Source organism: Bradyrhizobium sp. (assembly GCF_028868675.1).
Taxonomy (GTDB): Bacteria; Pseudomonadota; Alphaproteobacteria; order Rhizobiales; family Xanthobacteraceae; genus Bradyrhizobium.
This window is the reverse complement of sequence record NZ_JAGWUA010000025.1, coordinates 13,193-35,236: the sequence shown is the minus strand read 5'-3', so window position 1 is coordinate 35,236 and position 22,044 is coordinate 13,193. Positions and strand designations below refer to the sequence as shown.

The 22,044-nt window shown below is 67.3% G+C and carries 19 protein-coding genes; 8 read left to right on the top strand and 11 right to left on the bottom strand.

Annotated elements, in window-relative coordinates; all coding sequences use genetic code 11:
- Window positions 1-174 precede the first annotated feature (174 nt).
- On the bottom strand, window positions 175-1,041 hold the full coding sequence (locus tag KGM94_RS05865; RefSeq protein ID WP_300255868.1) for an HlyD family efflux transporter periplasmic adaptor subunit: 867 nt from the start codon (window positions 1,039-1,041) through the stop codon (window positions 175-177).
- Window positions 1,042-1,364: 323 nt separating this feature from the next.
- Between KGM94_RS05865 and KGM94_RS05860 the strand changes: the two genes are divergently transcribed.
- The gene (locus tag KGM94_RS05860; RefSeq protein WP_300255866.1) at window positions 1,365-1,982 is read left to right on the top strand and encodes a PAS domain-containing protein; all 618 of its coding nucleotides are present in this window, start codon (window positions 1,365-1,367) and stop codon (window positions 1,980-1,982) included.
- Window positions 1,983-1,998: 16 nt separating this feature from the next.
- Here KGM94_RS05860 and KGM94_RS05855 read toward each other — a convergent pair whose 3' ends face one another.
- A complete protein-coding gene (locus KGM94_RS05855; RefSeq protein ID WP_300255864.1) occupies window positions 1,999-2,136 on the bottom strand; it encodes a hypothetical protein in 138 nt (45 codons plus the stop codon).
- A 280-nt stretch (window positions 2,137-2,416) separates the two neighbouring features.
- On the opposite strand from KGM94_RS05855, the gene KGM94_RS05850 reads away from it, so the two are divergent.
- The 4 genes from KGM94_RS05850 to KGM94_RS05835 all read left to right on the top strand — a co-directional run bounded on the left by KGM94_RS05850 (window position 2,417) and on the right by KGM94_RS05835 (window position 5,727).
- Complete coding sequence (locus KGM94_RS05850; RefSeq protein WP_300255862.1) at window positions 2,417-3,403, top strand: LysM peptidoglycan-binding domain-containing protein; 987 nt, start codon at window positions 2,417-2,419, stop codon at window positions 3,401-3,403.
- Between the two features lie 160 nt (window positions 3,404-3,563).
- A complete protein-coding gene (locus tag KGM94_RS05845; RefSeq protein WP_300255860.1) occupies window positions 3,564-4,922 on the top strand; it encodes a Spy/CpxP family protein refolding chaperone in 1,359 nt (452 codons plus the stop codon).
- A gap of 173 nt (window positions 4,923-5,095) precedes the next feature.
- Window positions 5,096-5,326, top strand: a complete 231-nt coding sequence (locus KGM94_RS05840; RefSeq protein WP_300255859.1) for an AbrB/MazE/SpoVT family DNA-binding domain-containing protein — start codon at window positions 5,096-5,098, stop codon at window positions 5,324-5,326.
- On the top strand, window positions 5,323-5,727 hold the full coding sequence (locus KGM94_RS05835; RefSeq protein WP_300255857.1) for a PIN domain-containing protein: 405 nt from the start codon (window positions 5,323-5,325) through the stop codon (window positions 5,725-5,727). Before KGM94_RS05840 ends, KGM94_RS05835 begins: the two co-directional genes overlap by 4 nt.
- A gap of 192 nt (window positions 5,728-5,919) precedes the next feature.
- On the opposite strand, the gene KGM94_RS05830 is transcribed toward KGM94_RS05835, so the two are convergent.
- On the bottom strand, window positions 5,920-8,373 hold the full coding sequence (locus KGM94_RS05830) for an adenylate/guanylate cyclase domain-containing protein (protein WP_300255855.1): 2,454 nt from the start codon (window positions 8,371-8,373) through the stop codon (window positions 5,920-5,922).
- 140 nt (window positions 8,374-8,513) lie between these two features.
- Window positions 8,514-10,538, bottom strand: coding sequence for an AsmA family protein (locus KGM94_RS05825; protein ID WP_300255853.1), 2,025 nt, complete (start codon window positions 10,536-10,538; stop codon window positions 8,514-8,516).
- Between the two features lie 215 nt (window positions 10,539-10,753).
- On the opposite strand from KGM94_RS05825, the gene KGM94_RS05820 reads away from it, so the two are divergent.
- Window positions 10,754-11,428 carry a Crp/Fnr family transcriptional regulator gene (locus tag KGM94_RS05820; protein WP_300255851.1) on the top strand — a complete coding sequence of 225 codons (675 nt, stop codon included), beginning with the start codon at window positions 10,754-10,756 and terminating at the stop codon, window positions 11,426-11,428.
- Between the two features lie 11 nt (window positions 11,429-11,439).
- Here KGM94_RS05820 and KGM94_RS25270 read toward each other — a convergent pair whose 3' ends face one another.
- From KGM94_RS25270 to KGM94_RS05800, 6 genes are all read right to left on the bottom strand, one after another.
- Window positions 11,440-11,667: a DUF4926 domain-containing protein gene (locus tag KGM94_RS25270; RefSeq protein ID WP_366526215.1), complete on the bottom strand. Its 228-nt coding sequence runs from the start codon at window positions 11,665-11,667 to the stop codon at window positions 11,440-11,442.
- A gap of 5 nt (window positions 11,668-11,672) precedes the next feature.
- A complete protein-coding gene (locus tag KGM94_RS25265; RefSeq protein WP_366526214.1) occupies window positions 11,673-12,011 on the bottom strand; it encodes a DUF6883 domain-containing protein in 339 nt (112 codons plus the stop codon).
- A gap of 38 nt (window positions 12,012-12,049) precedes the next feature.
- On the bottom strand, window positions 12,050-15,193 hold the full coding sequence (locus KGM94_RS05815) for an efflux RND transporter permease subunit (protein ID WP_300255849.1): 3,144 nt from the start codon (window positions 15,191-15,193) through the stop codon (window positions 12,050-12,052).
- A complete protein-coding gene (locus tag KGM94_RS05810) occupies window positions 15,193-16,122 on the bottom strand; it encodes an efflux RND transporter periplasmic adaptor subunit (RefSeq protein WP_300255846.1) in 930 nt (309 codons plus the stop codon). The genes KGM94_RS05815 and KGM94_RS05810 overlap by 1 nt, the downstream gene beginning before the upstream one ends.
- 166 nt (window positions 16,123-16,288) lie before the next feature.
- Window positions 16,289-16,951 carry an OmpA family protein gene (locus KGM94_RS05805; protein WP_300255844.1) on the bottom strand — a complete coding sequence of 221 codons (663 nt, stop codon included), beginning with the start codon at window positions 16,949-16,951 and terminating at the stop codon, window positions 16,289-16,291.
- A 140-nt stretch (window positions 16,952-17,091) separates the two neighbouring features.
- Complete coding sequence (locus KGM94_RS05800) at window positions 17,092-18,588, bottom strand: caspase family protein (RefSeq protein ID WP_300255842.1); 1,497 nt, start codon at window positions 18,586-18,588, stop codon at window positions 17,092-17,094.
- Window positions 18,589-18,952: 364 nt separating this feature from the next.
- Here KGM94_RS05800 and KGM94_RS05795 point away from each other — a divergent pair, with 364 nt between their 5' ends.
- Window positions 18,953-19,753, top strand: coding sequence for an N-acyl homoserine lactonase family protein (locus KGM94_RS05795; protein WP_300255840.1), 801 nt, complete (start codon window positions 18,953-18,955; stop codon window positions 19,751-19,753).
- An 11-nt stretch (window positions 19,754-19,764) separates the two neighbouring features.
- Here KGM94_RS05795 and KGM94_RS05790 read toward each other — a convergent pair whose 3' ends face one another.
- On the bottom strand, window positions 19,765-20,316 hold the full coding sequence (locus KGM94_RS05790) for a MarR family transcriptional regulator (protein ID WP_300255839.1): 552 nt from the start codon (window positions 20,314-20,316) through the stop codon (window positions 19,765-19,767).
- A 110-nt stretch (window positions 20,317-20,426) separates the two neighbouring features.
- Between KGM94_RS05790 and KGM94_RS05785 the strand changes: the two genes are divergently transcribed.
- Window positions 20,427-22,040 carry an FAD-dependent oxidoreductase gene (locus KGM94_RS05785; protein ID WP_300255837.1) on the top strand — a complete coding sequence of 538 codons (1,614 nt, stop codon included), beginning with the start codon at window positions 20,427-20,429 and terminating at the stop codon, window positions 22,038-22,040.
- Window positions 22,041-22,044 lie beyond the last annotated feature (4 nt).

The window sequence follows — 22,044 nt, the reverse complement described above, 5'->3', positions numbered from 1 at the left end:
GCGAAGACGTCCGCCTCAGCGACGCCGGCGGTTAGTTTTTTTCCACACGCAATCTCGTGCCCCGGACGCAGCGCAGCACGTAGTCGTAGAGTGGGCAAAGCGAAAGCGTGCCCAGGATTGGTGGGCACGGCGCTTTGTGCCCTCGCCTACCCTACGAAGTCTTGCCTAGAAGCGCTACTTCGTCTCGGCGCTGGCCATTGCCGGGCGCACCGGATCGCCTTCGCGCAAGAGCGCGCCGGCGCGGGCGACGACGATGTCGCCTTCGTTGAGGCCTTCGCGGATCTCGACCTGGCCGCCGGACAACAGCCCCATCTCGACGCGCTTGGTCTCGACGCGGTTGCGGCGGATCACCTGCACCACGGTGCCGGCGGGCGAGTACTGCACGGCGGTGAGGGGAACGGCGACGTTGCAGCTCTGCCCGGTCTTGATCAGCGCGCGCCCGGACGCGTTGATCAGGAGTCGCCGCGGCGTCGAGATGCCGATATAGACCATGCCCTGCTGGATGGCGGGCTGGATCGTCGGTCCGATGCGCCGCACCTTGCCGTCGAGGTCGCCGGCGCCGGCGATGCGTACCGTGGCCTGCTGGTTCACCGCGAGCTTCCGCACGTCCGAGGTCGGCACCAGCCCGACCAGGTCATACTCGCTCCGCGTGACGATCGAGAACAGCGCTTCGCCGCGGCCCGAGGCCGGCGCGCCGATCTGCGCGGTGGAGGCCGAGATCACGCCGGCCACCGGCGCGGTGACCTGCACCGTGCCGCCTTCGGGCAGCGCGAGCTTCGCCAGGAGCTGGCCGGCGTTGACGGTGTCGCCGGCTTCGGCCAGCACGTCCGCAACCTTCAGTCCCGGCCGCTCCGGACGCACCGCGGTCTCGTCGCGGGCGATGATCGTGCCGGACGCCTCGACGATGTCGTTGAAGCAGGACTTTGCCGCCTTCAGCACCGTGACGGCCGGGCCCCTGGGCGCATCGTTCTCGGCGGCCGCCGCGGACTGGACGCCGAGCAAGAGAAGGCCGGCGAGGGCGGGCAGAATCGGGCGGGTCATATGACGCATCGGCATGTCCGAGTGTGTGGCTGGCCTGTTCGAATAGCAGATGGCGGCGGGCCGGACCATGGCCGGCTCGGGAGGCGGGTGCGATGCCGCAGCCAGCAGCAGCAGGAAGTCCCTGATTGGTCGCGCGATCGGAGCCGAGGTTCGCCGGTGCCCTGCGCGGCCGTCGCAATCGGCCTGTACCAAAGCGCAGGTCGCCGCCCTAATTTTGATCTGCCGGATGGGCTGTATTGGAGTAGGGTTGGGGCGGCGCCGTCGCCGTGCGACAGCCGGGGTCGATGGCCGAAGGGCCGCGCGCATCAGAGGTCGAGGGGATCATGCAGCGCTTCGTCTGTGAGCAGAACATCGCTCATTTCGAAAGACTGTTGAACGAGACGGCGGACCCGACGGTCGAGCGCACCCTGCAGTCCCTGCTGGCCTCGGCGCGGCGCGACCTCGCGCTGCTGAACTCGGCCGCGACCGGCGCCGATCCCTCGCCCCTGGAGCAGCGAAGGCGCCAGCATGCCGATGTGGCGGGGATCCGGCGGCAGTTTCAGCCGGAGTTCGACCAGTCGCCGCATCCCTACATGCTGCTGGATCCCGGTCCGGGGCTGACCATCGTCGACGTCAACGACGCCTATGCGGCGGCGACCTTCACCCGCCGCGCCGACGTCGCCGGCAAGTCGCTGTTCGAGATCTTTCCCGACAATCCGGACGATCCGCTCGCCGACGGCGTCAGCAATCTCTACACGTCGCTGAGGATCGTCGGCGAGACCGGCCGGGCGCACGCCATGGCAGTGCAGCGCTACGACATCCGCGACGCCGGCGGGGCCTTCGTCGAGCGCTACTGGCAGCCGATCAATTCGCCGCTGCATGACGGCGCCGGCCAGCTGGTGTTCCTGCTGCATCACGTCGAGGACGTGACGGCGCAGATGAAGGAGCGAAGTCGGGCGTAGCCGGACGAGGCGAAACCTAGCGCAGCCGCTCGCCGAGCAGCTTGCCGGTCGTGCGGTTGATCAGGTGCAGCCGCGTGCAGGCCGGACAGGCGACCGAGATGTGCGTCTCCGCGACATCGGCCGGCGCGTCGGTCAGCCGGTGCTGCACGTTCATGCCGGTCGCCGGGCATTTGAAGACGATTTGACGGTCCATATGCGGCAATATGACCAGCCCGGGCCGCCGCCAAAACTACGGATGTTTACTTAGGTTTTGCCGGGACATCGCCGCAAGGCACCATGGCGGCCAAACCGGTGGTCCGGTGCAGACTGACGGGGAATTTTGCCAAGAACGGCCCGCGCCGGAACGGGTGCTCGCGGCGCTTGATGGCGGGCGGAAATCGGCGCAGGTTTGCACCTGCTCGACGTCTTGACGAACTGACCCCGGGGCCGGACCCATGTTGACCACGCCGAAGGCCTTCATCGTCTTCTCGATCCTCGCCGTGATCGGCGCCGTGCTGGTGATCGGCCCGCGCGAGCTGCGGGATCTCGTAACCGGCGGCACGAAGACCGAGCTTGCCCGCGTGAAGCCGGAGGCCAAACCGGAGACCAGGCCTGAGACCCGGGCGGAGACCAGGGTCGCCGCCGCCGGCGCGCCGGTCGCACCGACGGCCGAGGCCAAGGTCGAAACCAAGCCCGCCGATTCCAAATCCGCCGACTCCAAATCTGCCGACTCCAAGTCCGCCGACTCCAAGTCCGCCGATTCCAAGCCCGCCGCCGTGCAGGCCGCGCCTGCCGCACCTCCCGCCGCGTCGACGCCGGCGGCCGGCACGCTCGCCGCGACCGCAAAGCAGGCCGCCGCGCTGCCCAATGTCGCCCCGCTCGCACCGGCGCCGAAGCAGGCCGGGCCGAGCTTCGACGTCGCGCGCGTCGGCGACGATGGCGTCGCCGTCATCGCCGGCCGCGCCGCGCCCGGCGCGCGCGTCGAGTTGATGCGCGACGGCCAGGCGCTCGACACCGTGGTCGCCGACGGCAGCGGCCAGTTCGTCATGACCCCGCCAAAGCTGCCCGGCGGCAGCTACGAGCTGTCGCTGCGCGCGAAGTCGCCCGATGGCGCGGTGACGCAATCCACGGCAAAGGTGCCGGTGACGCTCGCCGAGGCGGCGCCGCCGCCCGCGCGCCCCGCCCCGCGCGCCAGCGTCGCCGCCGCATCCGACGCTGACGCGGTGGCGCCGAAGGCCGCGCTCGCGGATGCCCCGACCGGCGCGCTCGCCGCCAGCCGCGCGAGCCGCATCGTTTCCCGCGGCGACAGCCTGTGGGCGATCAGCCGCCGCACCTATGGCGACGGCGCGCGCTATTCGCTGATCTTCAACGCCAACCGCGACAAGATCCACAACCCCGACCTGATCTATCCCGGCCAGACCTTCGTGCTGCCGCATAATTGAGGGCGGAGCTTCTTCCCTTCTTCCCTTGCGGGAGAAGGTGAAGGGACGCGCTTGCGCGCGTGCGTTCTTCGCCATCCCGCCGCCGAAAAGCCTGGAACTTTCAGTTCCCTCGCGCGTCATCGCCGTGACGTGGTGCGGCGTTCGAGCGGAGGAAGGAACCGTGTCGAGGTCTCGCGGGACAGCGGCGCTCGCCGGCATGGCGCTGGTCGCATTCGCGCTGGCCGGCTCGACCGCGGCCGAGGCCGGCTTCCGCATTCGCGGCGGTCCGGTCGGCGTGCTGCGCTCGGCGATGGGGCGCATGCTCGGCATCGCCGGCATCCGCCATGCGCGCATGCATGTGCGCCACGGCCGCATCCGCACCGCGATGCATCCGCAGGACCTGCGCGGCGCGGTCGATGCCGCGCGGCCGCTCTCCAGCGCTGCCGTGCGCGGGCAATTGACCGCGGTCGCGGCGCTCGCCGGCTGGCATGGCGGTCGCGCGCGGGCCGGCTGGTGGGCGCATGCCGACGGCTCCTACGGCTGGGTCGGTCCGCTGTTCTGGCCGTTCGCCGACGACGATCTCCTCGATGCCGTCCTCTTCGGCAGCGGCGCGTCCTTCTGGTCCTACGGCTACACCGACATCCACGCCGCGGTGTTTTCGCCTTACGCGCCGGCCGAACTGTCGGCGTTCGCTTCGCCGCGCCGCTCGCGAAGGGTGCCGCCGCTGGAGCGGTTCTGCGGCACCGAGGAGAGCGATGGCGGCCTGCCGGTCGAGCGCATCACGAAGGCGATCGAGCCGAACGAGGCGCAGGCCGCCGCGCTCGATGATCTCGCCACCGCCTGGCGCACGGCGGATGCGATCATCCGCACCCACTGCCAGACGCAGGGAGCGCTAACCGGCCTCGACCGGCTCGGCGTGATGCGGGCGCGCATCGAGGCGATGCTCGAGGCGGCCGCCGTCGTCGCGCCGCCGCTCGCGAAGTTCGACGAGCTCCTGGAGCCGAAGCAGGAAAAGCGCATCGCCGCGCTCGCCGCTCCGCCGCGCCTGATGCAGGCCGCGAACAGGCCGCCGCCGCAATTGCCGACGGCCTGCCAGGCCGCCTTGTCGGCTGATCGGCCGCAGCAGCCGCAGGACCAGCGCGCGCAGATGCAGCAGGCGCTGCAGATGGAGCAGCAGGCCAGGCAGTTCGCGGCCTCGCAATGGCCGATCGACGACATCGCCGCCAGCCTGCACCTCGACGTGACCCAGCGCGCCGCGCTCGAAGTGCTGGAGGACACGGCCCTGCGCTTCCTCGATCCGCTCAATGCCGCCTGCCCGCGCGAGCCGCTGGCGACCATGCCGGCCCGCCTCGCCGCGGTGAAGGCGCGCCTCTCCGCCATGCTGCAGGCCGTGAAGGACACGAGCGACGCGCTCGACGACTTCAACTACAACCTCAGCGACGAGCAGAAGGCGCAGTTCGAGGCGCTGGGGCCGAAGCGGACCGCGAGCGATCTGCCAGCCGCGCGCGGCGCCGTGGCGGAGGGTCGGGGAGGCGGGTAGCCGCGAACTCGGCACTCGCTGGACTCGCAACCTTCCCGCTGCCCGAGGCAAGTGAGCCATCGTATCGCCGGCTCCGGCACGGGGACGAGCCAAAGCACAGGCGATGGCCACTTGATTGCAATGATATCCTGCCTATGATATACGTTCATAAATAGGATATCCTGGAGGCTGCGATGCAGGTTTCCAAGTGGGGCAACAGCCTCGCAATTCGCCTGCCCAAAGCGCTGGTCGAAGCGCTGAAGCTCTCGCCCGGAGACGAGCTCGACGTGGTGGAAGCCTCGAAAGGCCGGATCTCGGTGGAAAAGGTCGATAAGCGGGCGGAGTTTCTCCGGCAGGTCGACCAGTTCCGGTTTCCTCTGCCCGAAGGTTACAAGTTCGATCGTGACGAGGCGAACGAGCGGTGAGCCCGTTCTTCGATAGCAATATCCTCATCTATGCTTATTCGACCGACGTTCGGCGCCACCGGGCATTGGCCACGATTGCCGGTGGCGGCGTCATCAGCGCACAGGTGCTCAACGAGTTCACCAACGTGCTGCGCAACAAGCAGAAGCAGGATTGGCCGGTCATCGAGGCTGCCGTCCGGTCCATCCGGTTTCGCTTTCCCGATATCGTGCCGCTTACCGCCGACATCCACGCCACAGCACTCGTTCTCGCAAGCAATCACGCGCTTGCATTCTATGACGCGCTCATCGTTGCCGCCGCGATCGAGGCCGGCTGTGACACGCTCTACAGCGAAGACATGCAGCACGGCCGCAGCATCGGCGGGCTCTCGATCGTCAATCCATTTTTCGGGAGCGTGCCGTGAACGCTCAAACCCTCGTCGCAAAAGTCTGGAAGCTGGCGCGCGGCGCGCGTGACTGAGTCCTTCGATCGGACAACGCTGCCCGGCCCCCTCAGCCACAAAATGTAATATAATACCTTTCTGTGGCGACGGCCCGGCCCTCTTTTCACTGTGCATGGGGTTGAACCGCAGATTTTGACGGGCAGACCCCCGTCCTCACATCCGCGCCCGCGCCGCCGCCGCATCGGCCACGCCGCCACCGGCCTCGGCCGCCTCGTGCCAGCTCAGGATCTCCATCGCCAGCACCGGGTGGTTGAAGCCCTTGAGCTGGAGATCGTCGAGCGGCCGCGCTTCGACGAATGGCTCGACCATGCCGTAGACGCGGCGGCTCGCCACGATCTGGCCGGCCTTGGCCTCGTCGCAAAGCCGCGAGGCGAGGTTGGTGACGCTGCCGATCGCGGCATATTCCAGCCGCTGCTCGAAGCCGATCTGGCCGAGCGTGGCGTAGCCGAGCGCAATGCCGACGCCGAAGCCGAGCGAATGGCCGCGGTTCTTCCACTTCTCGGTCAATGCGCCGATCGTGTCGCGCATCTCCACTGCCATCTTCACCGCGCGCCTCGTGTGGTCGGCAAATTGAATGGGCGCGTTGAACAGGATCATCACGCCGTCGCCGGCGTAGCGGTCGAGCGTGCCCTCGTAGCGGAAGATCAATTCGCCGAGCGCGGCGTGATATTCGCGCAGCACGTTCATCGCCTCTTCCGGCTCGGTCGTCTCGGTGAAGGCGGTGAAGCCGCGCAGGTCGCAGAACACCACGGTGACCTCCCGGCGGTGGCTGTCGAGCAGCGCGTCGTGGCCGTCGGAGGAGGCGATGAGCTGGGCCACCTGCGGCGCGAGGAAGCGCTCCAGCCGCTTGATGCGGCCGATCTCGCCGAGCTGCTTCTCGACCCGCTCCTCCAGCGAGCGATTCCAGTTCTTGAGCTGCTCGGTTTGCTCCTTGAGCTTTGCCGCCTGCTGCTGCACGGTGTCGTGCGCGGCCGCGAGTTCGCGGCCCTTGTGGTCGACCTCGGTGAACAGGCGCGCATTGCGCATCGCCAGCACCGCCTGGTTCGCGAAGGTGCGCATCAATCCGGTCAGGCCCGGCGCGAACTCGCCGGCGGCCCGGCGCAGCACCACCAGCGCGCCGAGCGTGCCCTGCTGGTCGAGGAGCGGCACCGCCAGCACCGAGTGGAAGCCGGCCTTGACCGCGACGTCGCGCAAGGGCTGCCCGGCGGCGCGGTCGAGATCGGCGATCGCGATCGGCTCGCCGCTCTGGGCGGCATCGCTCAGGATGTTGGTGCCTTCCTCGATGGTGAGATGGGCGCCGTCGGCGGCGCGGTCGATGCCGTTCGCCTCCACCAGCGTGAAGCGGTGCGCGTCGGCGTCATAGCCGTAGATCAGCACCGCGTCGGCGTGGCTGATCTCCAGCGCCCGGGCGGCGATCGTCGGCAGCACGGCGCCGAGATCGAGCGAGGAGGCGACCGCGCGGCCGACCTCCTCGAGCACCTTCAGCTCGTTGATGGACTGCGCGAGGTCGCGCGTGCGCTCCTCGACTTTGGATTCCAGGTTAGAGTAGGTCTCCTGCAGCTGGCCGGCCATGCTGTTGAACTGCCTGGCCAGCCCCTCCAACTCGTCGGCGGTCTTGACGTCGATGCGGTGGCTGAAATCGCCTTCGCCGAGGCGGTGCGCGCCGGCGCTGAGCGCGTGGATCGGGATCAGCATGCGTCGCGCCAGGAACGCGCCGGCGAGGATCGCGACCAGGAGGCCCATGCCGATCAGAAGCGCGATGCGCACGAGCTGGTCGCGGATGGGGTTGAGCGCCTGCGCCGCCGGCTGCTCGACCAGCACGGTCCAGCCGAGCTTTGGCACCGGGCTTGCCGCGGTCAGCACGGCGTGGCCGTTGACGTCGGTGCCGGAGGAGACCGGCTCGCGATCGGCGATGGCCTCCGCCACCTGCGACAGTCTTGCCAGATCCCGGCCGACCTCGGGTCCCCTCGAGGAAGCCGCCAGCACCTTGCCGTGCGGATCGACCACGTAGGCCGACGCGACCTTGCCGACCTGGGTGTCGGACAGGAAGTCGGCGAGGAAGGAGAGATCGATGTCGGCGACGGTGACGCCGGCATTGAAGCCCGAATGCGCCACCGAGATCGACATGAAGGGGTGTCCCTCCGAGAAATAGGCGGGCGCGTAGCTCAGCCCGTGGGTCACGGTGTCGATGAAGCGCAGGTCGCGCGACAGGTCCGCATTGCTGCCGACGGTCGCCGACACCCGCGACAGGCGCAGCACCTCGCGGCCCTCGCCGTTGAGCTGGGAAAGCTGGCTCACCGCGGCGACCGAGTTGAGGAGCTGGGCGTAGCCGGTGCGGCGCTTGTCGATGGTGTCGAGGCTCGCGCGCGTCACCGAGCTGATCTGGCGCTCGAGCTCGGAGAGCGACTGCTCGATCCGCTTCGCGGTCGCCTGCGCCTTCTCCTCCATGCCGGAGGTCAGCGTCGTCCGGGTGCCGCGATAGGAGATCCAGGTCTCCATCGCGCCGTTGACCGCGAGCACGAACACGACGAGGCCGACGAGGGAGACGACATATTTGGCGAACAGGCCCTCGCGGAGAAACCAGACCCTTTCCTTCGCTCCCGCCATCCGGATCCCCATGCGCCGGCGGTGCCGGATCGGGCCGTTCTAGCACAAGCACTGCGCTCCCGCTCCCTCCCCCCTTGTGGGGGGAGGCCGAGGAGGGGGAGCCCAGCAAACGGTGCGAATTGGGTGCGCGCCGCCCGAAATCAGCGGTTAAACAGCTGGCGCAGCACGTCATTCATCGGCTGGCTGTCCTGCGGCTCGTCGCTCGTGGGCGGCGCCGGCGGCGCTTGCGCGTCCGGCGCGGTCGGCGTGGTCGGGATGCTGCGGCTGTGGCCGGAGCCGCTTCCGCTGCCGGTGCCGCCCGAGCCGGACAGTCCCTGCTGGATCAGGTTGCCCAGGGCTTCGCCGAGCCCGCCGCCGAGCAGGCCGCCCTGCGCGGGCTGCTGCCCCGGCTGGTTGGGATCATTGGGGGCGCTGCCCGGCGCGCTGCTGCCGCCAAGCCCGAGCCCCCCGAGCAGACTGCCGAGCCCGGCGCCGCCGGGGCCGAACAGGCCCTTGCCCATCTCGCGCAGCTTGGCATAGGCCGCATCCGGATTGTCCAGCACGCCGGCCATGTCGGGGTAGATCCGCGGCTGCGACCACGGGCCGTCGATCATCACGGGAATGCCGAAGCCGATCGGGTCGGATGCGCGCCCCTGGCCCTCCGTCGTCATCACGAGTTTCGGCTCGACGCGGAACGCCATCAGCTTGGTGCCGAGATCGACCGTGCCGGCGCCGGTCACCTTGACCAGCGGGCCGACCAGGTTGAGATCGGTCGTCACCGCCCGCCCCTTGTCGATGCGGAACGAGGCGGAGAGCTGCGTGAGGTCGGTGCTCAGCGTCTCGTTCTCCTGCCAGCCGGACAGCGTGCTGGTGGTCAGCGAGCGGATCATCTGCGCGACGTTGATGCCCCGAATGGCGCCGTCCTGGAAATTGGCGAACACGGTGCCCTGCATGTTCGACATCAGCGCGCGCTGGCTGGTGCCGCCCGAGCGCACCGCGATCTTGGCCTGCAGCTTGCCGTCGAGCCGGTCGAAGCCGGCAAGGCCGTTGAGGAGCGGCAGCGCGCGGACGCCGACGAGATCGGAATGCATGGCAAAGCTCGGTGCGCCCGAGGTCGCGTCCAGGATCACCTCGCCGCTGACCTGGCCGCCATAGGCGCCGAGATTGGTCGTGCCCGCCTTCACCACCCCGCCGGCGAGCCTGGTATCGATCGCCAGCGGCGCGAGCCGCGCATCGCCGATCCTGGCCTCGCTTGCCGAGATCCGCACCTGCGCGTCGAAATAGTTGAGCCCGGAGACGTCGATCGGCGCATCGCTCCAGGGCTGCGACGCTGGCGCCGTCGATTTCGCAAGGGGAACCTCGAGCCGCTGGAAATCGAGATCGAGCTTGACCAGCGGCTTGCTCGCGATGTCGACCGAGGCCCAGCCGTTGAACGAGCCGTCGCCGAGGCTGCCGCTGACGCCGTTGAACATCAGGATCTGCCCGTTCAGCCGGACGTCGGTACGCCCCTTGAGCGGGGCGTGCAGCAGGTCGGGCATGTCGATCGCGAAGTCGACCGGCGTCGTCTGCCGCTCGACCGGCGCGGCGGGCAGGCTGGCCCTGACGTCGAATTTCAGCGCGTGTTCGCCCGGGCGCGCGGTGCCCGTGATCATCACCTTGCGGGCGCCGCCGACGATCATATCGGCGTCGATGGCCGTGATCCGGCTCTCGACGCGGTCGCGCACCGCCGAGAACGCGATCTCGCCGCCTATGACCTTGATGCGATCGATGCTCACGCCGCCGGTGTCTATGGCCGGCTTCGGCGCCGCGCCGGTGTTCGGCAGGCGTTCGCGCAGCAGTTGCTGATGGAGCACGGGATGGGTGACGACGAGTTCGCTCACGCGCGGATGACCCGACCAGGCGCTTGCGAGCGTCATGTCGGCCTTGACGCTGTCGATCGTCAGGCGGCTGATGCCGCTGCGGTCCTTCGGGTCCTGCAGCGTGATGTCGTTCAGGGTGATCTGCAGCGTCGGCCACAGGCTGATCCTGGTGCTGCCTGCGATCGTCATGCGATAGCCGGTGGCGCTTTCGACCCGCGAGGCGATCGTCGAGGCCAGGAAGCCCGACGGTATTCCGATCACCAGCAGGAGCGAGATCACGACGATGACGGCGGCGACCGCAGCGCCGGCGAATTTCACTGCTCTCATGTCGAGTTTCCAAACGTCGCTGGCGGCGCCGATCCCGGCCGGGCTCGGCGCCCGTCCGTTGCCCACAAGCTTATCCCGGGAGAGCGGACCGCTCCAAGCCGCCAAAAATAACCAGGAGATGCTGCAAAGTTATGTGACTTATGACACACTTCTGTCCTGCGGGTTTCCGCGATTGTCGTCGCCATGGTTCCAATGGAATTGCCAAAGGTATTGTGATGAGCAAGCAGGCCGAATTTGCGGTCATTCTGAAGATGAACCCGATGTTCGCGGATCTCGGCGCGGACGAGCTGCAGCGGTTGTCAAATCTCTGCCACACCCAGCATCTTTCGAACGGCGAGGTGCTGTTTCAGAAGGGCGACGCCGGCGATGCGCTGTACGGCGTGCGCCGCGGCCAGGTCCGCATCGAGACCGGCGCCTCCGACGGCAGCCGCCTGACGCTCAACTTCATGGGGCCGGGCGACCTGTTCGGCGAGGTCGCGGTGCTCGACGGTCAGAACCGCACCGCGGATGCCACCGCGGGAGAGGCGAGCGAATTGTTCGTACTGCGGCGGGAGGATTTTCTCGCCTTCCTCGAACGCGAGCCGAAGGTCGCGATCAAGATCATCATGCTGCTCTGCCAGCGCATCCGCTGGCAGAGCGAGCGCATGGAGGAATCCATGCTGCAGCCCCTGCCGGTGCGGCTGGCGCGGCGGCTTTGCGCGCTCGCGGCCGATTTCGGCTCCGAGGTGCACATCTCGCAGGAGCAGCTCGGCATCTTCGTCGGCGCCGCGCGCGAGAGCGTCAACCGCCAGCTTCAGGCCTGGCGCAAGGAAGCGATCCTCGACCTGCAGCGCGGCCGCATCCTGCTCAAGAACATGGCCAAGCTGACGACGATCGCGCGGAACGAGTAGGAGCGGAGCGCTCAGGCTGCTTCCGGAATGTAGTGCAAGGCGAGAAGCTCCGATCGCTGGCAGGGCGAGATGGCATATGTCTGCCCGCCATCGTCGCTGAACTCGACCAGTACCGACTCATCGTCCAATTCGGCAACGATCGTGCCTACGTTCCCACGCGCCAATCGATGCTCTGGAAGGTCAGACAGCAGGGCAACGACGTCTAGAACTGCCGGCGCCCGCGTCTCCTTGCTGCTCATACCCATCATAGCACCCAACAGGTAACGAATGCCGGTCGGTCGTCACCGGCCCGGATGATCCAAATTGTTCTTACCACAGATCGCTTCTCGTGTCGCCTGAGCAATATGTCGACACGCCAATAGGTTCCCCAACGGTCTGCTGAAGTTTGAACGGCCTCGTGAGAGAGTGCGGCTGCCAGAAGCGCGTCGCGTAGCCAAAGGGCGTCACCACGTTCAAGGTCGAGCGCGTCCCGAAAGACGCGTGCCTTGTGCCGGCCTCGTGGATGCGCAGAGTTCAGGCAGTAATCCTCAATCTTTCGGGTGTCCACGATTGCTCTGCTGCCGTTGGGGAGAAGCGTCGTCATGGCCGACTCCCGTGCTTGGGTCGGATCCTGCAGGACAGCTATTCGGCCGCCGGATGCACGACGTTTGGCGGCGCAGCAGGGCCGGCGGCCGCGTGATGATTGCCCGCCTCGTCCGAGTCGGCGCTGTGCACGATCATGCGCTTGCCGAAGCGCCAGATCAGGGCGCCGACGTCGTCCATCACCATGAACATCGCCGGCACGAAGACCAGCGACAGGATGGTCGAGAACAGGAGACCGCCGATCACCGCGAGCGCCATCGGCGAGCGGAATTCGCCGCCGGCGCCGACCGCGAGCGCGCTCGGCATCATGCCGGCGGCCATTGCGATCGTGGTCATCACGATCGGGCGCGCGCGCTTCATGCCGGCGTCGATCATCGCCTCGTCCCGCGGCTTGCCGGCATGGATCGACTCGATGGCAAACTCCACCAGCATGATCGCGTTCTTGGTGACGATGCCCATCAGCATCAGGATGCCGATCCACACTGGCGTCGTGAGCTGCTTGCCGGTGACGAGCAGCGCGGCGATGGCGCCGCCGATCGACAGCGGCAGCGAGAACAGGATGGTGATCGGCTGCAGGAAGGTGCCGAACAGCAGCACCAGCACGGCATAGACCATCATCAGGCCGGCGGTGATCGCGGTGGCGAAGCCGTCCGACAGCTCGTTCAGGCTTTCGGCGTCGCCGGACGGGCTGACCTTGACGCCCTTCGGCAGGCTCTTCATGACGGGCAGTTCGTAGATCTTCCTGGTGGCGTCACCGAGCGCCGCGGCTCCGACGAGGTCGGCGGCCACCGTCGCCTGACGCTCGCGATCGTAGCGGCTGATGCTGGTCGGGCCCTGGTCGAGCTTGACGTCGGCGATGACGGACAGCGGTACGCCGCCCTTCTCGCCGTGCTCGCCGAGCGGCACGCGCAACTGCTCGAGCGTCTTCAGATTGCCGCGCGCGGCATCCTCGAGCTGCACGCGGATCGGCACAAGGCGGTCGCCGACGTCGAACTTGGCGAGCGCCGGACCGACGTCGCCGATGGTCGCGACCCGGATGGTTTGTGACAGGCTCTCGGTCGAGACGCCGAGGCGCGCGGCGAGATCGGCGCGCGGCTGGATGCGCAGCTCCGGCCGCTCCAGCGCGGTTTCCGAGATCACGTTGGAGATGGTCGGAATCCGCTTCATCTGCGTCGCGAGTTCGCTCGCGACATTGTTGACGATGTTGGCGTCGACGCCGGTCACGACCAGCGAGATCGCGCGCAGGCCGTTCTCGTCGAGGAACCAGAAGCGGATGTCGGGGATGTTCTCCAGCTCCTGGCTGATCGAGAATTCGAGCTCGCGCTGGGTGATCTTGCGATCATGCTTCGGCGTGTAGTTGATGATCAGCGCGGCGCGGCGAACTTCCAGCGTGCCCGGAGGCACGCGGCCGCCGTCGACGAAGATGCTCTTCACCTCGGCGCGCTTGCGCAGGCGAGCGACGATGTCCTCGGTGACCTTCTCGGTATAGGCAAGCTGGGTTCCCGGCGGCAGCTCGATCGCGAGCAGCGAGCGCGCGCTGTCCTGCGCCGGCAGGAAGCCCTGCGGCAGCAGCGTGATGCTCCAGATCGAGGCGGCGAAGATGCCGAGGCCGATCAGCACGGTGATGAAATAGTGCCTGACCGACCATGAAACGATGCCGTGATAGGTCCGCAGCACGCGGCCGGGCGGCGGCTCCTCATGGGAGTGGTGCTTGAGGAAATACGCCGCCAGCACCGGCGTGACGAAGCGCGCCGCGAGCAGCGAGAAGAACACCTGCACCGACACGGTGATGCCGAACTGCTTGAAGAACTGCCCGGCGATGCCCGACATGAAGCTCGCCGGCGCGAAGATCGCGATGATGGTGAACGAGATCGCGATCACCGCGAGCCCGATCTCGTCGGCGGCTTCGAGCGCCGCGCGATAGGGCGACTTGCCCATGTTCATGTGCCGCACGATGTTCTCGATCTCGACGATGGCGTCGTCGACGAGAATGCCGGTGGACAGCGTGATGGCGAGGAAGCTGACGAGGTTGAGCGAGAAGCCCAGGATGTCCATCGCCCAGAACGCCGGGAAGATCGACAGCGGCAGCGAGATCGCGGCGATGATGGTGGCGCGCAGGTCGCGCAGGAACAGCAGCACGATCACGACGGCGAGGATGGCGCCCTCGAACAGGGTGGAGATCGCGGCCTCGTAGTTGCCCTTGGTGTATTCGACCGAGGTGTCGATCAGTTTGAGGTCGACGTCGGGATAGGCGACCTTGAGCGCATCGATGCGCTTCTGCACGGCGGCGGCGACCACCACGTCGCTCGCGCCCTTGGAGCGCTTGATGCCGAGCGCGACCACCGGCTCGCCATTGAAGCGGGCGAAGGTGCGGCGGTCGGCGATGGTATCGGTGACGGTGCCGAGGTCGTCGATCCGCACCTCGCCGCCGCCGAACAGCGGGATCATGGTGCCGGCGAGATCGCCCAGCGTCTTGGCGCCGGCCAGCGTCCGGATCGCCTGGTCGTTCTTGCCGATTTCGGCGCGGCCGCCGGCGACGTCGACATTGGTGCCGCGCAGGCTCTGGCTGACGTTCACCGCGGTGAGGCCCATCGCCTGCAGCCGGTCCGGATCGAGCGAGACCAGGATCTCGCGCTCGACACCGCCGATGCGCTCGACCTGCGCGACGCCGCGCACGCCTTGCAGCGCGCGCTTGACCACGTCGTCGACGAAATAGGACAGTTGCTCCGGCGTCTTGCCGGGCGAGATCGCGGCATAGGTGACGATCGGCAGGCCGATCACGTCGACGCGCTGGATCAGGGGCTCGGTGACGTTCTGCGGCAGGTTGGAGCGGACGCGCGTCACCGCGTCCTTGACGTCGTTGAGCGCGCGGTCGGTATTGGTCTCCAGCGCGAACTGGATCGTGGTCAGCGACAGGCCGTCGGTGATCGACGAGGTGATGTGCCGCACGCCTTCGACGCCCGACACCGCGTCTTCGATGGTCTTGGTGACCTGGGATTCAAGCTCGGCGGGCGCGGCGCCGAACTGCGACACCGCCACCGAGATCACGGGGATGTCCGCCGACGGCAGCCGCGTCACCGCGAGCTTGGTGAAGGAGACCCAGCCCAGGATCAGGAGGATGATCGAAAAGACGACGGACGGCAGCGGATTGCGGATCGACCATGCCGAGATATTGAGTGCCATCAGCGTACCCGCGATCGATCGAGTTCATCGGCGAACATGGTCTTGATCTGGTCGCCGTCATGCAGCGAGCTGCCGGCGTCGGCCACGACGATTTCGCCAACGTCGAGCCCTTCGAGGATTTCCGTTGCGGTGTCGGACGTCAGCCCGACCCGCACCCTGCGCGTCTCGACCGTGTTGCCTTTGACGACCTGGATGGTGAGGTGGTCGATGGCGGTCTTGGGAACTGCGACGCCGCAGCTGCGCTTGGCGTCGATGCTGGCGCGGGCGAACATGCCGACCTTGAGCGACGGGTTGTTGGTGACGCTGATGCGGACGCGGCCGAGCTGCGTGGCGCGGTCGATCTCGGGCGCGACCAGGCGGACCCGCCCGATGAGGTCCGGCGCGGCGTCGCGACTGATCCGCACCGTCGCGCCGGTATTGAGCTTGGACATGTGCACCGCGGGGACCTGGGCATCGAGCTCGAGTTCGCCATTGACCGCGATGCGGAACATCGGTCCCGCCTGCGGCGAAGCCGGCGCGCCGACGATGGTCCTGACTTCGGTCACGAGGCCCGGGGCGGGAGCTTTGAGCGAGACCGGCCCCTGCGGACCCGGTCTTGCCGGCTGTCCCGGCATTGGCGGCGGGGCCGAGAGGCGGGCGAGCTCCTGGTTCTCGGTGACGCTGGTGCCTTCGGTGACGAAGAGGTCGGTGACCTTCGAACCCTCCTGATCGGCGACGACCACGGCTTCTCGGCGCGGCACGAAGAAGCCGGTCACTCGCACCAGATCGGAGAAGCACGCATTGGTGGACTTGGCCACGACGACGTGCGCCTCGCCCGGCGTTTCCTTCACCTCCGGACGGTGCCTGTTCTCGAACCAGTAGTAGCCGGCGCCGAGCACAACGATGAACGCCACGGTTCCCGCAGGCTTGAGGTATTCGGAGATGTTCATCGCCGGATCATCCTGGCCTGCGTCGCCGTCGCAGCGGCGTGGCGCACGGGCGTCATTGAGAGCGATTTGCTGAAACGCGGCGGCGTCCCGCAAGGCCGCGGGACGCGCGTGGGAGACGAGACGTTACACGACATCGCGAAGGATCACTCGAGCAATGATGCCGCGGTCATTGGGATGCGGTGGCCTTGTTTTCCATGTTGACGACCTGCACCCGCCGGTTCGCTTCCGACATCGGCTGACTCGGATCCTTCAGCTTGCTCTTGCCGTAGCCGACGGTGACGAGGTCGGTCGCCGGAATGTTGTACTTCTCGACCAGGTAGCGCTTGATCGAATCCGCACGGCGTTCGGACAGGTCCTGGTTGTAGGCCTCGCCGCCGGCGGCGTCGGTGTGGCCGGCAACCACGAAGGTCGAGCCCTTGAGGTCCGAACGGGAGAGCGCGCGGCCCAGCGCCTGCACGGACGGCAGCGATTTCGGGCTGATCTCGGCCGAGTTGTACTCGAACGTGATTTCCAGATCGATGTTCGGCTTGTCCTGGGCGGCAGTCGCGATTTCCTCGCGCTCGCTGACCGAGAGCGAGCGCGTGGTGCGGCCGCGGACGGTCTGCAGCAGCTTGGTCTCCGCGGCGCTCGGGGCGGTATCGGTTTGCGGTCCGACCGAGAGACTGCGGGTCAGGGGCTTCTTCGGCGGCGGCGCCAGCGCGCGGGCGATCTGATCCTCCGTGACGTTGTTGTCATCGCCGGCGAATGCGCCCGAAAGCGGCATCGTCAACGCTGCCCCGATCGTGATCACGGACAGGATTGCGGTCAAACCCTTTGCGGAAAGCTTCATGGCCAGTCCCTCCTGCGCAGCCCGCGCGATTCCAAGTCGTCTCGCGACAGGCCGGAAAAAGCCGGTCGCGGCATGCTTCCAATTGGTCTCCGCCGGCGCCCTCGGGGTTCGACAGGCGGCGGTCCCGGTCCCAAAAAATATCAACGTACCCCGTAACTTGCGAATTCCTGAGCAATGTTCGGGTCCATCGCCTTGGCGTTGGCAATATCGAGGGCCCCCTCCGAGGCCGAGCCGTTGCGCTGCTTCGCGAGCCCCCGCCCATAGAGCGAGGAGGTCAGGCGCGGATTGATCCTCAGCGCGGCGTCGAAATCGGCAATGGCGTTCTTCACCGCGCCCGACTTCAGGTTGACGAGCCCGCGGCTGTCCAGCGCATCGACGAAGTTCGGACGCAGCCGCAGCGCCTCGTTGCAATCCTTCAGCGCGCCCGGGAGATCGCCGATGACGCTGCGGGTCCAGCACCGGTTGTTCAGGGCTTCCACGTCCTTCGGATTGATCCGCAGCGTGGCGTCGAAATCCCGGATGGCGAGGTTGTAGGCGCCTTTGCTGGCATAAACCTGGCCGCGCCGGTACAGCGCGTTGACGTCATCCGGGTTGGACGCGATCTTGGAAGTCAGGCTCTTGATGGTCGGATCGTCGGCGAGCACGGCCGGATCAGGCCCGTTGTCGGGATGGCTGCTCGGGCCGGTGTCGGCCGGCGCGACCGGAGGCGGTGGTGGCGGCAGCGGTGGAAGCGCCGCCTCGACCTGTGGCTTTGCGGAAGGCGCGGGCGTCGTCTGGACCTGCGGCGGCGGAGCGGGAGGAGCCGGCGGATTGGTTGCGACCACCGGTGGGGGGGGCGGCACGGGCGGCGGCGCGACCGTCGTCGTGGTCGGCCGCGATCCGCCGGCGCCCGGGATGAACGAAAAATCCTCGGCGAGCGAGGACGAAATCCACGGCACCTGCTCGCCGCGCGAGGCCCGGGTGACGCCGACCCGGGTGCGGTTCAGCGTCTCCTCCGCCATCAGGTCGGGGACGCGGATTTCCTTCAGCAGTTCCTGCACGAACAGGCTGTGGTCGCCGCCGGCGTCCGAGATCACCGAGCTCAGGGCTGCGGAGTACATCACCAGCGTGCCGTTCGGCGCGATGATGGGAGCAAGCCCGGCGGAAAAGCTGCGGAAGCGCCGTTCGAACGGATTGCGCCTGGAGGCGTCGATCAGCGCGATCTTGACGCCGGCGCCGCGGCTGTTGATCTCGCCGAGCACGGTCTCGAGGCTGAAGCCGTCGCGGCGCACGTCGGACTCGGTCCAGATCTGCGCGTCGACGGGGATCATGAAGCTCTGGCGGGCCGACTGGATGCCGAAGCCGCTGTAGAACACCAGCGCCACGGAGCCCGGCTTGACCTTGCCGTAGAGCCGCTCGAAGGCGCGGCGCATGCCGTCCCCGGTCAGGTTTTCGCCGATCTCGACCGTGAAGCCGTCGCGCTTGAGCTCGTCGGCGACGTCGCGCGCGTCGTTGATCGGCTCCTTCAGCGGCGTGTCGGCGTCCGGATATTTGGCGTTGCCGATGACCAGCGCGTAGCGGTCGCCGGCGGCAAAGGATGGCGTGGCCAGGACGGCCGACAAGACCAACGACAGAAACAGGAGGGGACGGATTTTCATACCAGCGCGGTCCAGCCAAAGGGGCGCCGTTCCAGCTTGCGCCGTGGCGACCTTAACTTACGCAATTCGCATTATCAAACCGGGGTTGTGACGCGTCAACCGCTTGGAGTCTCGACGTTATCGTGACAATTGACCGCGACGCAGCGGCCCTCGGGCAGGAGAATAATTCGCTCGTCATGGCAACTCTCGACGATGGTTCGTCCCGGCTCCGAACTCTCATAAGGCAGCCGTTGCGATGAGAATGTGATTGGTCTCACATTGAAGGCTGTATCCGGCCGGCGAGGCGGCGTTTGACCTTTGCCACCGGCGATGGCTTGGTTCGATCGATCTGCCCGAAGGACCTCCTCAGAAGAAGTGCGAGAACATGGGAAACGTCTACGAGATCTATGCGCTGCGCTATGCGACCATGTCGCCGCGCACCCCGAGCATGAATTTCCTGTCGCCCGATCCTCATGAGACCGCCGCGCAGGACCTCGACTATTTCGTCTGGCTGATCCGAGGGGGCGGCCGCGACATCCTGGTCGATACCGGCTTCAATGCCGAGGAGGCCACGCTGCGCGCCCGCAAGCTGACGCTCAACCCGGTGGACGCGCTGGAAAGATTCGGCGTGTCGGCTTCCGCCATTCGCGACATCATCGTGACGCATCTGCACTACGATCACGCGGGCAATCTCGATCGTTTCCCGAATGCGCGCTTCCATCTGCAGGAGCGCGAGATGAGCTATGCGACCGGCCGCTGCATGTGTAACGGCCTGCTGCGACATCCGTTCTCGGTCGAGCACGTCACGCAGATGGTGCGCCACGTCTATGGCGAGCGCGTCACGTTCTACGCGGGCGACGGCGAGGTCGCGCCCGGCGTGACCGTGCACCGGGTCGGCGGGCACTCCGACGGCCTCCAGGTGGTGCGGGTCGAGACCGCGCGCGGGCCGGTCGTGCTCGCCTCCGACGCCGCGCATTACTACGCCAATCTGCAGCGCAGGAGCCCGTTTCCGATCGTCTACAATATCGGGGACATGGCGGTGGGCTGGGAGACCGTCGAGCGCCTCGCCGGCCATCCCGATCGTTTCATTCCCGGCCATGATCCCATCGTCACCGAGATCTATCCGCGCGCCGGCGCCGACGCCTGGGCGCTGCACCTGCCGCCGTCGCGCTCGTTTGCGAAGTGACGGCGTAGCCGTCAATAGGACGGCTTGGCGTCGGCTTCTTCGCTGGTCTGGATCAGGTTCAGGCTCTGCTCGATCTTGCCGAGCAGGGCGGACAACTGCTTGCGCTCCTGCGCCGAAAGGCAGGCGAGGATCTCTTCTTCGCGACGCAGCAGGCGCGGGAACAGTTCCTCGTAGAGCGCGCGGCCCTTCTTCGTGAGCCGCAACCGGAATTCGCGGCGGTCGGCTTCGTTCTCGACCCGCTCGATCAACTCGTGCTGCAGCAGCGCCGTCACCGCGCGACTGACGGTCGATTTGTGCGTGCGGGTGCATTGCGAGATGAATTGCGCGCTGCAGGCATCGTTGCGGAAGCCGAGGGTTGCAAGAACGCGCCACGCCGGAATGTCGAGCCCGTGGCGGTCCTCATACTCGATCGCCAGCGCGGAACTCAATTCAGCCGCCAGTCGGTTCAACCGAAACGGCACGAATTTGAATAGGTCGAGCCGCGTCTTCTCGCTCGACGACACCCCCGGCGCATCCGCATCGCGCGCCTTCAGCATGGTTTCGCCGGCAGATGTTCTCGCCACGAAGATCGCTCCGAATACCGGTTGACGGACGGCTGCGCCCGGGTCAAGATAGTTGCAAGTGAGACTATTTAGCAGATCAGCGTTCTTCTGACCAGAGCCGAGGTTAGCGCATGGCGCCGGCAAAAGCCCAGTTCGGCTATCACCGTCACCCCGATCAGGATCGCCTGGCCTCGAGTCCGGCCGGGCACCCGATCGTGGTGGTCGGCGCCGGACCGGTCGGATTGTCGCTGGCCATCGATCTCGCGCAGCGCGGTCAGCACGTGGTGCTGCTCGACGACGCCGACCGCATCGGCGAAGGCTCGCGCGCCATCTGCTTCTCGAAACGCTCGCTGGAATATTGGGACCGGCTCGGCGTCGGCGACCGCATGGTCGAGAAGGGCGTGGTATGGAGCGTCGGCAGGATATTTCACGGCGAGTCCCTGCTCTACCAGTTCAACCTGTTGCCGGAAGAGGGCCACAAACGCCCGGCCTTCATCAACCTGCAGCAATATTATGCGGAGGCCTATCTGGTCGACCGCGTCCAGGAATTGCCAGGGATTGATCTGCGCTGGCGCAACAAGGTGACGGCGCTCGAGCAACGCAACGACTCCGCCGTGCTGACCATCGACACGCCGGAGGGCGCCTATCGCCTGGATGCGCAATACGTGATCGCCTGTGACGGCGCGCGCTCCTCGCTGCGCCAGATGGTCGGCGCGGAGTTCGGCGGCCAGGTGTTCGAGGATCAGTTCCTGATTGCCGACGTCAGGATGAGCGCGGAATTCCCGACCGAGCGCTGGTTCTGGTTCGATCCGCCGTTCCATGCCGGGCGCTCGGCGCTGTTGCACAGGCAGCCCGACGACGTCTGGCGCATCGACCTGCAGCTCAGCCGCGATGCCGATCCGGCCGTGGAAAAGCAGCCTGAAAACGTGCGGCCGCGGATCGCGCGCATGCTCGGCCACGACAAGTTCGAGTTCGAGTGGATCTCGCTCTACAAGTTCCAGTGCCGGCGGATGGAGCGCTTCATCCACGGCCGGGTGATCTTTGCGGGCGATTCCGCGCATCAGGTTTCGCCATTCGGCGCGCGCGGCGCCAATTCGGGCCTGGAGGACGCGGAGAATCTGTCCTGGAAGCTCGATCGCGTGCTGCGCGGCCGGTCGCCGGCGAGTCTGCTCGAAAGCTACCACGTCGAGCGTAGCCGGGCAGCGGATGAGAACATCCGCGAATCCACGCGCTCGACCGATTTCATGGCACCGAACACGCAGCAGGAGGCGCGGTTGCGCAAGGCGGTGCTGTCGCTGGCGAAGGAGACCGAGTTCGGCAAGCGCATGGTCAATGGCGGTCGCCTCTCGGTGCCCTGCAGCTACGACACGCCGCTGTCCTCGCCGGACGCAGACGCGTGGCGCGGCGGGCCGTGCCCTGGCATCTCGATGCCGGACGCGCCGGTCGCGACGCGCGGAGGCGCGCCGGTCTATCTGACCGACGCGTTCCGCGACGATGGAACGGGCTTCACCCTGCTGGCGTTTTCCAATGCGGCTGCGATCGAGGCGCCGCTCGGGGTGAAGGCGATCCGCATCGGCGGCGACGATGGGCTGATCGATTCGGCGGGACTTGCCGCCAGGCGCTATGATGCCGAGCCCGGCACGACCTATCTGTTGCGGCCCGACGGCTATGTCGCGGCGCGCTTCCGCCACCCGACGCGCGCGGCGATTGCGGCGGCGCTGGCGCGGGCTGAAGGCCTGAACTGAAGGA